Genomic DNA, 10918 nt, shown 5'->3' on the forward strand with positions numbered 1-10918 from the left:
GTTTAGATCCAGGCCACCGCCAACAGCCCGCCTCCCAACACCACACATAACGGCGAGTAAACCCAGGTATCCCACCGGGCAAACCTGGAACCTTTTATCTCCTTGAAAAAACCCACCAGCTCCGAATCGCCAATGGCCCGGGCGAACAGCAACAGCGCAACTGCACTGATGACCCACTGCAACACTTGATGGTGCACCTGCGGCAACCACCAGCCGACTCGCAAACACACCAACAGGGCTATCACCATCAAGGCTGCCGCCACCATTAGCGTGAGCCAGCCTCGCGGCTTGAAGGCCGGGCGCATTGGCTTGCCGCCTTCCTGAGGCACTTGAGGAACGGCCGCCACCGACGCCCATTCGCCGCCGAACGCCCAATAAACGTGTACCAGAGCAATCACCGCAAATATCGTCACCAGCCATTGAGCCAACGCAAAGGTCATGGTTGAAGATCCTTGAAAGGGATTTGGTCAAATCATCCTAGCCGGCTTTTCTTGATGTGCACGACCGCTGGTACGCAAGCTGATAAACGAGGGGGCAACACGCAACTTTCAAAAAGCTTTGCGAACAAGCCCACGTCCACTTCAGATCCAGGTCGACGCAATTTCTGGTCCCCTGAAACCAATGTGGGAGCGGGCTTGTTCGCGAAGGCGGTTGCGGACTCACACTTTATTTGAGCTCGGCAGACACCTTGTCCGCCACCTCCTTCGGCACCCACGCTTTCCACACGTCGGGATGCTTCTTCATGAAATCCTCGGCCGCCTGACGCGGCGCTGTGTGTTTTTCGCTCATTTCAGCCAGGGCTTTGTTCAACGGTTCGATCGGAAAATCAACCTTGGCGAAGAACTCGGCAATCTGCGGGTATTGCTTCTGGAACGGCGTGGACACGCCAATGGACAGCTTGGAGGGCAGCGAGCGGGTCGGTTGCGGATTGGGGTTATCGGCGTCAGTCAGGGTCTTCCAGGCTTCGGCGTCGAATGGCGGCTCTTCCAGCTGGATCAGTTTGAAACGACCGAGCAGCGGCGTCGGTGACCAGTAATAGAACAGCACCGGTTTGCCCCGGCGAATCGAAGAACTGATTTCGGCGTCCAGCGCCGCCCCCGAACCGCTGCGGAAGTTCACATAGCTGTCGTCCAACCCATAGGCCTTGAGCTTCTGCTTGTTGACCACTTCCGACGTCCAGCCAATCGGGCTGTTGAGGAAGCGCCCCTTGTTCGGGGTTTCCGGGTCCTTGAACACGTCCTTGTACCTGGGCAGGTCGCTGACACTGCGCAAGTCCGGCGCCATCGGCTTGATGCCCTTGGCCGGATCACCCTTGATCACGTATTCCGGCACCCACCAGCCTTCGGTGGCCCCTTTGACCGTATCGCCGAGGCTCGCGACCTTGCCCTCGGCCTCGGCCTTGACCCACACCGGACTGCGCCCGGCCCACTCTTCGCCAATCACCTGGATGTCATTGTTGGCCAGGGCGGTTTCCAGGGTAATGGTCGTACCCGGCAAGGTGTCGGTCGGCAGTCCATACCCCTTCTCGACAATGATCCGCAGAATGTCGGTAATCAGGCTGCCGCTTTCCCAGTTCAGGTCGGCGAAATGTATAGGCGCCTGAGCGGCCAGTACCGGAACGGGTGATGTCATCAAACCGCAAGTGGCCAGGAGCGCAGCCAGCAACCGTCGAAAACCTTTCATGCTTTTGCACCTCGCGCTGTTCACAGCAATCGCAGGATGGGGCAGAAGACCGCAAAGCCTCTGAATAATCAGTCAACTGACTGTAGTAGAGGTTCCTGCTTTCGAGGGGCATGGATCAATTTTCGGAAGTTTCCTGCAAGCGCGCCAGTTCTCTTCTGACCATGCTGGCGTACTCCGCCGGCCGCAGCGCGTAGATCTGTGACGCCACCCAATTCAGCCAGGCGCCCTGCAGCACAGCTTTGTGCTCAAACAATCGCAAGGCTTCAGCTTGTGCGCCAGCCTGGTTCTGTTGGTGAAAGTCGGCGCGGTTCCGGGTCATTACTCGCTGGCCTTGAACGTCACCAGTTCGCCCTTGCGCCATTTGGCTGCCTTGGCGGTTACCGCTTTGAGGGTTTTGGTCAGGCCTTCCTGCAACTGCTGGTGGGCGGCAAACACCGTGACCACGCTATGACCTTCCTTGAACAGAATGGCCTGACCATCGGCGGTGGTGACAAAGGCATAGTCGCCCAGGCCATAGACCGTCAGTTTGATTTCGCGAAACTTGACTTCCAGCTTGCCGCCTTCACGGCTGGGCAACACCGATGCGCTGAAATGATCGCCGACCTTGAGCTTGAGTCCGGGTTTGTCGTCCACCACCAATGCTGATTCGGTATCGATCTCGGCCACATAAATGCCTTCGGCACTCTGTTCGGTGATGTAGACGAAACGTGACTGGAACAGTTTTACCAGCTTCGCGCGCAAATCACCCAGAACGAACAACGCATGCATATCAAGATTACTTACTGCCAAGGAAACATCCCCACATCTAAAAATGATGCCGCACGCGGAAAAGGCGCACAGCCGAAAAAGGCGGCAATGCCGAAAATGCAACCGAAAGACCCGGGTTGAAAGCCTGAACGAGTAGAGGACTCATCCATCACGAGACTTGAGCAGACTACTGGAACATCGCTCGTGTCGCCTTGCCTGGCATTCGTCAAAGGTTGAAGGAAAACGCCTTTCTTACAGCCAGAGAAATACGGACTATCAACTTCAGGGAAAAAACTCTTAAAAAAAAGCACTTTTCTGACATATCGCCAGCCGAAAATTGCTTTAGATAACCATCAATCACCCACCAGTGATGCCGATTCTAGAGCAGCGATGCTCATTGAGACTACCCATAACGACGTACATACGTCGGCAAAACAACGAAAAGGACTTCATATGTGCACACTGACACACTTCGCCCACCCACAGATTCCCAGCACCGGTACCTCTTCAAGCCCGTATCCGGCGGCGTTGCCGCACTGTGATGCTCATCGAGCACCCAGGTTTCAGGTGATCCTGGCCGGGAATGCGTTCTTCCATATAAAAGAAATTTCCACGGGGCATGTAAGAGGTTTCCGTGGCGATCATAACGAAGCTTGCGCCCTCGCCCGCGCGCTTGAGACGCCCACTTGACTCCCTTTGCCGCACCGCAGCCTTCAAACGTTTCGTCGTGCCGGCGACTTAACTCAGCCGCCGGCCCGCAACTGCTGCCATACTGCCGAACCCATTAAACGCGTCCCGCCAAAGAGGACGACGTTGAACATAACAATATATTTCCAAGGGAAGGCTGCTACGTGACGGAATTTGATATCGGTGAGTTTTTTATCCGGGGCGAAGCCAGAGAAGTTGAGGGCGAGTTTCAGGCAGTGATTGTCATGCGTGCCAAGCCACCGCAAAAAGCCGTGACCTATCACCAGGTCGAAAAAGATCGCTGGTTCAAAACCCCTGAAGTCGCCGCCATCGCTGCGCAGGAGTCCGCTCGGGAACTGAAGGCTGCCGTCGACGCCGGTGCATTGAAAGCCTGATAGCCGGTTTTATGCCGTCTATGCTCATTGCTGCGTTTGAACATCGCTTTCGAACTTACTGGAGCGCGGCTTGCTCAGAGTTAATGGAGCCGAAGCTCAGTGCTCGTACGCGACCGATTATCAGCAAGGAGATGAAGATGGAATCACCGACCCACGACTTGAAAGGTTTGTTCGACCAGCTCGGCCTGGACTCCACCCAGAAAGCTATCGACGATTTCATTGCCAGCCATTCGCCGCTGCCCGATGACAAGAAGCTCATTGATGCCGAGTTCTGGACACCGCAGCAGGCCAGTTTCCTCAAAGAACAACTGCGCGAAGACGCCGACTGGGCGCGGGTGGTCGACGACCTCAACCTGCGCATGCACCAGGTTCACTAGCGGCATGGGTGCTGGCTGCCACGGGCTCGGCTTTCTACTGTGCCAACCAGGCAGCCTTGCACGCCTGCGCTTGCACTAGCGCGGTTTTTCCGGCCTGTAACCCAGGCGCAAACCACCCCAATGCCGCCCCTTGAGCATGATCGGCACTGACAGGTCATGCATCAGCTCACCGGTGTCACGGGTGTAGGTTTGTAGCAACACTGGTTGCTGATGGCTGCCACAGCGGATCCCCGTGCGGTCAGCAAATTTGCGTTTGGTTCGGTTGTGCAGGGTATCGACCTCGGCATCGCCTGTCAGTGGCTGGCTGAAAACCGCGTTGTGGGTCGGCACGTAGCCCTGCTGAGTGCAGGCGATGGCGAACACCAGTCCTTCATGACGCGGCAACAACGGTTCCTGAATACTTGGCAAGACCTGATCGGTGTAGCGGTCGAAACGAGTCTGGAATTTCGCCGGACTGGTGTTGGGGATCGCCTGATAATTTCGATCGAACAGGTCATCGACGCTTATCCGGCCTGCATCAATGTCCGCTTCGAAACGCGCGGCAATCTGGCTGGCACCCTCCCGGGCCAGGTCATAGATGCGCTGGTGATAGTCATCCAGACCCACTTCAGCCAGGCGTTCGCTGATGGTTTCGGCCTGGCCTTCCATCTGTACCGCGGCCTCGGCGAGGCGCCGGGTCTGCTGGTCGCTGATCGCCAGGTCGCTGCGCATCTGTTCAATGGCGTGAAACAAGCTATCGAGTTGCTCGCGATTGGTGTCGGCGCCGCGGGCGATTTCCCCAACCTGATTCTCGACGCTGGCGGCCAGGCGGGCGATGTTTTCCAGTTGCTGACCGGTGTGCTCGACCTGCTCGACACCGCTGTCCAGGTCGCTGGACAGCTGACGGATCTGTTCCACCACCTGGGCGGTGCGTTGCCGGATATCGGCCACCATTTCGCCGACCTCTCCAGTCGCCGCTGCTGTTCGCGCAGCGAGCCCGCGCACCTCGTCGGCGACCACCGCGAAACCACGGCCGTGCTCTCCAGCCCTTGCCGCTTCGATTGCAGCGTTCAACGCCAGCAGGTTGGTCTGGCTGGCGATGGACTGAATCACCAGGGTAACGCGCTGGATATCATCGCTGCGCAGGCTCAAGGCTTCGATCAATTCACGACTGCTGTTGGCGCGCTGGCTGAGCTGATGCATGCGCGCAATCGACTCGATCAACTCGGCGCGCCCTGCTGCACCACTCTGATGAGCCTCACTGGCAGCACTCAACGCCTCTCGACTGAGCATCGACGTGGCTTGTTCGGTAGCGATCATGACCTCAGCGTTACTGACGATTTGTGCGGCAGCGCCGAGTTGCGATTGCAGCTTGTCGGCCAACTGCTTGACCGAAAAGGCCACGCCAGCGGCTGACAGCGCATTGTGACTGGTGGTGTAGGAGAGATCGCGAGTCAGCGTGGAAATGGCACTGGCTGTATCAAGGGGCGCGGCTTGGGGCGTTGCGCGTGAACGCAGGCGAGGCAGCCAGATGATCAGCACAGCCAACGGCAGCCCAAGGTAAAGCGACCATCCTGCCAATGTCATGCCACACAGCAACAAGATCAGGGCGATGCTTTGCAGGGTCGGTGCGAACCAGCGGTTTTTCGGCAGAAATACTGGTGCAGGCACGGCCGCAACCAGAGACTCGTCTCTCGTCATCGTTGTCACCCCAAACATCTTCTAATTGTTGTCTTCGCATTAAACGCCACTATAGGGCCATTATCTATGAGCCTTTAGTCGTGGACGTTGCAGTAGATCAATAGACGTGAGGGATTTCTGTAGACGTCGAAAAGCAAGATCGCAGCCTTCTGCAGCGCCTGCTCGGGTTCACTTGAACCTGTAGGCGCTGCAGAAGGCTGCGATCTTTTCAAAGGCAGCCCGATTTAATGGGCTACCCCGCAGAATCAGGCCTGACGCTGGTGCTTGTCGATTTGCTCGTGACGCTCTTGAGCTTCGATGCAGTACTTGGTGGTCGGACTGATCAGCAGACGCTTGAGGCCGATTGCCTCGCCGCTGTCGTCGCACCAGCCGAAGCTGTCTTCCTTGATGCGTTCAAGGGCTTGTTCCAACTGAGGCAGCATGCGCTGGTCGCGATCGATCGCGTTCACCAGCCAGGTACGCTCTTCTTCGACGGAAGCCGCGTCAGCCGGATCGGCCGGAGTATCCAGGCTTTCAATGGCGATGCGGTTCTGTTCGATGCGCTCATGGGTTTCGACTTTCATGTTCTGCAACAGCTCAGTGAAAAAAGCGTGTTGCTCGGCGTTCATGTAGTCATCCGCCGGCATGGCCAGCAACTTGTCCTTTGTCATTGATATCTCTATAAAAAAACGTGCATTAAGGCGAATTAGGGAGCGTTCCGGCAGACCGGTACAGGTCTTCGGAAAGGCGCCGTTTATACCAAGCGCCACCCGGCACTCAATTTACGAGGGGCGGCAGTCTAAGGCCGAGTCGAGGCCTCAGCAACTGAAAAGACAGCGAATTTGTCCGACAAAGCCACGAAAATGCTCTATGGCAGGCATCGAGGTGGCTATCGGAGTGCGTTTATAGCAAGAAATTCAATCCAGCACAGGTATATAGAAGATAAACGGCTGCGTTTGCCTGTCCCTGAAGCGCAGACAAGGTGCGCGCCCGAACGGGTCCGCGTTGAATCGCCACATAAACGAACGCCATCGCGAGATGGCTCGCGATGGCGCGGTACAGCACCGACAAGGATGGGATTACATTAACAAGGCGATCAGGATGATGATCGGGATCGGTACGCCGAGAAAGAACAGCAGTAATGAACGCATGATGATGCTCCTGATTTAACGATTCGTAGTGGTGGTTACATAGTCGTCGGCTTCCAGGTACACAACGGCATCCCGGCGACGACCACCGAACGTTGCAGCCAGGCTGGCAAAGAATGCACCCGCCAACAGCGCGACAAACATCCAAAGAGTGCTCCAGGCCGCGACCTTGGCAGCGGTGTCTGCCGCCTCTTGCGCGGCCTGCTTGGCATCGGCCACCGCTTTTTGCGTGCGGGCGTAGACTTCATCGACACGACGCTCCGCGTCGGCCTGAGTCAGGTTGGTCCGCTGTGCGACCAATTGCGCCAGGTAGGTACGGTCTTCGGCAGACAGTTGCCCGTCGCTCAAGGAGCGCACGAAGATGCGGGTCACGGTGCCACGGGCGGCATCATCACTGACGGCAGCCGGACGATCATCGCGAAACAGACTGTCGATGTAATAACCGTATTGATCACTGTTGGTGTTGGCAGCCGCCGTGCCCGCCGCTTGCGTGGCAGCACTGGCGGCGCCACCGACGACTTGCGCCCCGGCTTGCACGCCACCACTGACCACACTGCTGACCGAACCGGCCACCAGCGTTGCAGTCACCAGCGTCGCCACGCACCAGGCCAGAAAACCGTGGGCAGTATCGCGGAAGTAAACTTCATCGGTGTGCATGAAGGCCCACTTCACCCGCAGCCGACCGGCGATGTACCCACCGAGCCCTGACGCCACGATTTGCGTGAAGGCCAACCAGACAATCGTCGAAACGCCAAGGGTCTTGGCGCTCACACCTTCATTGGCCCACGGCGAAACCGCGGAGAACCCGAGGCCAAAACCGAGCAGCACGAGGATCAGCGACAACGCCGCGGCAGCGGCGGCCCCGGCGAAAATCGCCCCCCATGACACACCCGAAAGCGTGCTCGCCTCATCTACGGCAGGATAGAAACCATCAGAGGATCTATTCATTGTTTTGTCGCTCCAGGCAGAAAAATGGTGTTACAACTCTCGAAATAGCAATTGCAGACACCGTGCCAGCCGCGCACCTGGAATAAATCCTTATTTTTCAACGTGATAAAAAGTTTGAACTTCGCAGCTTCTTGCAATATGCAACGAAGGGGCAGACTCAGCGGGTTTTATGCATTGAAGCGTCCATGAACTTTTATTTAGAAAGCCTGCGATCATTTCTTGGCAAAATGCTGCACAACGTTGTGAACATTTCATCAGGCCAGCCCCATGACCCGCATCTTGACCATTGAAGACGACGCCGTGACCGCCCGTGAAATCGTCGCTGAATTGAGCAGCCACGGCCTCGACGTCGACTGGGTCGACAACGGCCGTGAAGGGCTTGAACGAGCGGTCAGCGGCAACTATGACCTGATCACCCTCGACCGCATGCTGCCCGAACTCGACGGCCTGGCGATTGTGACCACGCTACGATCCATGGGTGTGGCCACACCGATCCTGATGATCAGCGCCCTTTCCGACGTCGATGAGCGCGTGCGCGGTTTGCGCGCCGGCGGCGATGACTACCTGACCAAACCCTTCGCCACCGATGAGATGGCTGCCCGGGTCGAAGTCCTGCTGCGTCGGCAGAACACCGGCACCGCCCAGGCCACCACGTTACGGGTAGCGGATCTGGAACTGAACCTGATCAGCCACGAAGCCAGCCGCGACGGGCAATTGCTCACGCTGTTGCCCACCGAATACAAACTGCTGGAATTCCTCATGCGCAACACTGGGCAGATCCTGTCGCGGATGATGATTTTCGAAGAAGTCTGGGGTTATCACTTCGACCCCGGCACCAACCTGATCGACGTACACATTGGCCGCTTGCGCAAAAAGATCGACCCACCTGGCAATGTCCCCTTGATTCGAACCGTGCGAGGCTCGGGTTATGTCATTGCCGAACCCGTCTAAAGGCTGGCGCTCTTCCAGCAGTCGCTTGCTCGCGCTCTACAGTGCGCTGTTCGTGGTCTGGAGCGGCATTCTCATGGGCGTCATGTACTTCGAGGTATCCGCCTACCTCGACAACCTGGCCAAGCATTCGCTGATGCAGCGTCAGCATCTGTTTTCGCGATTCCAGGGCGAACAACTGGTGGACGCGCTCGCCGTCAGCATGACCTTCGATATCCGCGGCATCGACGGTTATGGCCTGTTCGATCAGCAGCACCGATATCTGAGCGGCGCCCTGGACCACATCCCCCGTGGCCTGCCGCTGGACGGCAAGATCCACATGCTCAGCGATTGCGCCGACTCCGACGACCCGACGCTGCCCAATGACAGCTGCGATGCCGTGGCGACCCAGACCCGCGACGGCCTGTTGCTGGTGCTGGTGCGTGACAACGGTTCGCTGTTTGCCGTCACCCGGATCATTCTGCACGCGCTGTTCTGGGGTGTGACCCTGACCATCCTGCCGGGCATCGTCGGTTGGCATTTGTTGCGTCGCCGCCCGCTTCGGCGGATCCGCGCGATTCAGGCCAGCGCCGAAGCCATCGTCGCCGGCGACCTCACCCGACGCTTGCCGCTGTCCAATCGCCGGGATGAACTGGACATGCTTGCGGCCATCGTCAACGCCATGCTCGAACGCATCGAGCGCCTGATGCATGAGGTCAAAGGCGTGTGCGACAATATCGCCCATGACCTGCGCACGCCACTTACGCGCTTGCGCGCGCAGCTTTACCGCATGCAACAACAAGCCGGTGAAGGTACGCCGCAAGCGGCGCAACTGGATCTGGTGCTGGGCGAAGCCGACACGCTGATGGCGCGGTTTCGTGGCCTGCTGCGGATTTCCGAACTGGAGGATCGCCAGCGCCGCTCCGGCTTCGTGCAACTGGACCCGGTGTCGTTGTTGCGAGAGTTGCATGAGTTTTATCTGCCCTTGGCAGAGGACGACGGCCTGACGTTCGAGCTGCAACTGCCTGAATCGTTGCCGCCACTCAATGGCGACCGCGCCTTGCTGTTCGAAGCGCTGGCCAACCTGTTGAGCAACTCGATCAAATTCACCCCGCCCGGCGGCCAGGTGATTTTGCGCGGGATCAATCATGACGGACATACCCGCATCGAAGTGCTCGATTCCGGGCCGGGCATTCCCGAAGCCGAACGCGAAGCCGTGTTCCAGCGTTTTTATCGCGCCGAAGCGGGCAATCTGAAAAGCGGTTTCGGCCTGGGCCTGTCGATCGTCGCAGCCATCGCAAGCCTGCATGGGTTTGCGCTGGAGGTGGGTAACAGTGAACTGGGTGGAGCGCGGCTGGTGCTCGATTGTCGGGAGAGTTTGATTACCCCCTCATGATCGTTCCCACGCTCCGCTTGGCAATACAGCCACATGATCGTTCCCACGCTCCGCTTGGCAATACAGCCACATGATCGTTCCCACGCTCCGCGTGGCAATGCACCCTCATGATCGTTCCCACGCTCCGCGTGGGAATGCAGCCTGGGACGCTCCGCGGCCCTTTCGGAAGCCTGGAACGCGGAGCGTCCCTTGAAGCATTCCCACGCAGAGCGTGGGAACGATCGACGAGTCAAGCCGGGTAATTGGCTCGCAGGGCCTCAAGCCCTCCCTGATAAATCCCGGTGAACAGCGCCACCACCTCCTCATCACTCACACCCACCGGTTCGAAGCGACCAGACCAGGTCACCCGCGCGCCCTGNGCGTGGGAATGCAGCCTGGGACGCTCCGCGTCCCTTTCGGAAGCTGGAACGCGGAGCGTCCCTTGAAGCATTCCCACGCAGAGCGTGGGAACGATCGACGAGTCAAGCCCGGTAATTGGCCCGCAGGGCCTCAAGCCCGCCCTGATAAATCCCGGTGAACAGCGCCACCACYTCCTCATCACTCACACCCACCGGTTCGAAGCGACCAGACCAGGTCACCCGCGCGCCCTGATCGTTCCCACGCTCYGCGTGGGAATRCAGCCTGGGACGCTCCGCGTCCCTTTCGGAAGCTGGAACGCGGAGCGTCCCTTGAAGCATTCCCACGCAGAGCGTGGGAACGATCGACGAGTCAAGCCGGGTAATTGGCCCGCAGGCGTCCCTTGAAGCATTCCCACGCAGAGCGTGGGAACGATCGACGAGTCAAGCCGGGTAATTGGCCCGCAGGGCCTCAAGCCCTCCCTGATAAATCCCGGTGAACAGCACCACCACTTCCTCATCACTCACACCCACCGGTTCGAAGCGACCAGACCAGGTCACCCGCGCGCCCTGATCGTTCCCACGCTCTGCGTGGGAATGCAGCCTGGGACGCTCC

General features: G+C 58.5%; 12 protein-coding genes and 2 pseudogenes. 5 read left to right on the top strand and 9 right to left on the bottom strand.

Annotated features, from left to right (window positions below; genetic code table 11):
• Positions 1-2: 2 nt before the first annotated feature.
• The 4 genes from ASD60_RS25960 to ASD60_RS25975 form a co-directional block, all read right to left on the bottom strand.
• Positions 3-440, bottom strand: a complete 438-nt coding sequence (locus tag ASD60_RS25960; RefSeq protein WP_056856716.1) for a DUF3995 domain-containing protein — start codon at positions 438-440, stop codon at positions 3-5.
• A 226-nt stretch (positions 441-666) separates the two neighbouring features.
• Positions 667-1683 carry an ABC transporter substrate-binding protein gene (locus tag ASD60_RS25965; RefSeq protein ID WP_056856717.1) on the bottom strand — a complete coding sequence of 339 codons (1017 nt, stop codon included), beginning with the start codon at positions 1681-1683 and terminating at the stop codon, positions 667-669.
• A 115-nt stretch (positions 1684-1798) separates the two neighbouring features.
• Positions 1799-2002 (bottom strand): hypothetical protein, encoded by a 204-nt coding sequence (locus ASD60_RS25970; protein ID WP_056856718.1) that lies wholly within the window; start codon positions 2000-2002, stop codon positions 1799-1801.
• Positions 2002-2472, bottom strand: a complete 471-nt coding sequence (locus tag ASD60_RS25975; protein ID WP_082557673.1) for a hypothetical protein — start codon at positions 2470-2472, stop codon at positions 2002-2004. The genes ASD60_RS25970 and ASD60_RS25975 overlap by 1 nt, the downstream gene beginning before the upstream one ends.
• A 411-nt stretch (positions 2473-2883) precedes the next feature.
• Here ASD60_RS25975 and ASD60_RS29590 point away from each other — a divergent pair, with 411 nt between their 5' ends.
• The 3 genes from ASD60_RS29590 (at position 2884) to ASD60_RS25985 (ending at position 3889) form a co-directional block, all read left to right on the top strand.
• Positions 2884-3120 (top strand): hypothetical protein, encoded by a 237-nt coding sequence (locus ASD60_RS29590; RefSeq protein ID WP_082557683.1) that lies wholly within the window; start codon positions 2884-2886, stop codon positions 3118-3120.
• 161 nt (positions 3121-3281) lie between these two features.
• Positions 3282-3512 carry a hypothetical protein gene (locus ASD60_RS25980; protein WP_056856720.1) on the top strand — a complete coding sequence of 77 codons (231 nt, stop codon included), beginning with the start codon at positions 3282-3284 and terminating at the stop codon, positions 3510-3512.
• 137 nt (positions 3513-3649) lie between these two features.
• Positions 3650-3889, top strand: coding sequence for a DUF2789 domain-containing protein (locus tag ASD60_RS25985; RefSeq protein ID WP_056856721.1), 240 nt, complete (start codon positions 3650-3652; stop codon positions 3887-3889).
• Between the two features lie 75 nt (positions 3890-3964).
• On the opposite strand, the gene ASD60_RS25990 is transcribed toward ASD60_RS25985, so the two are convergent.
• The 3 genes from ASD60_RS25990 to ASD60_RS26000 all read right to left on the bottom strand — a co-directional run bounded on the left by ASD60_RS25990 (position 3965) and on the right by ASD60_RS26000 (position 7644).
• A complete protein-coding gene (locus ASD60_RS25990; RefSeq protein WP_442966029.1) occupies positions 3965-5587 on the bottom strand; it encodes a methyl-accepting chemotaxis protein in 1623 nt (540 codons plus the stop codon).
• A gap of 227 nt (positions 5588-5814) precedes the next feature.
• Positions 5815-6219, bottom strand: a complete 405-nt coding sequence (locus ASD60_RS25995; RefSeq protein WP_003225981.1) for a TraR/DksA family transcriptional regulator — start codon at positions 6217-6219, stop codon at positions 5815-5817.
• A 495-nt stretch (positions 6220-6714) separates the two neighbouring features.
• Positions 6715-7644 carry a hypothetical protein gene (locus tag ASD60_RS26000; RefSeq protein ID WP_056856723.1) on the bottom strand — a complete coding sequence of 310 codons (930 nt, stop codon included), beginning with the start codon at positions 7642-7644 and terminating at the stop codon, positions 6715-6717.
• Between the two features lie 267 nt (positions 7645-7911).
• Here ASD60_RS26000 and ASD60_RS26005 point away from each other — a divergent pair, with 267 nt between their 5' ends.
• Both ASD60_RS26005 and ASD60_RS26010 read left to right on the top strand, forming a co-directional pair.
• On the top strand, positions 7912-8595 hold the full coding sequence (locus tag ASD60_RS26005; RefSeq protein WP_056856724.1) for a response regulator transcription factor: 684 nt from the start codon (positions 7912-7914) through the stop codon (positions 8593-8595).
• A complete protein-coding gene (locus tag ASD60_RS26010; RefSeq protein WP_056856725.1) occupies positions 8573-9967 on the top strand; it encodes a sensor histidine kinase in 1395 nt (464 codons plus the stop codon). Before ASD60_RS26005 ends, ASD60_RS26010 begins: the two co-directional genes overlap by 23 nt.
• A 229-nt stretch (positions 9968-10196) precedes the next feature.
• Here ASD60_RS26010 and ASD60_RS29020 read toward each other — a convergent pair.
• Both ASD60_RS29020 and ASD60_RS29025 read right to left on the bottom strand, forming a co-directional pair.
• A pseudogene (locus ASD60_RS29020) lies at positions 10197-10325 on the bottom strand (SRPBCC family protein); the annotation flags it as partial.
• A gap of 103 nt (positions 10326-10428) precedes the next feature.
• Positions 10429-10557: pseudogene (locus ASD60_RS29025) on the bottom strand (SRPBCC family protein); the annotation flags it as partial.
• Between the last annotated feature and the right edge of the window lie 361 nt (positions 10558-10918).

Origin of the sequence: Pseudomonas sp. Root562, assembly GCF_001427125.1 — a bacterium.
Lineage (GTDB): Bacteria > Pseudomonadota > Gammaproteobacteria > Pseudomonadales > Pseudomonadaceae > Aquipseudomonas.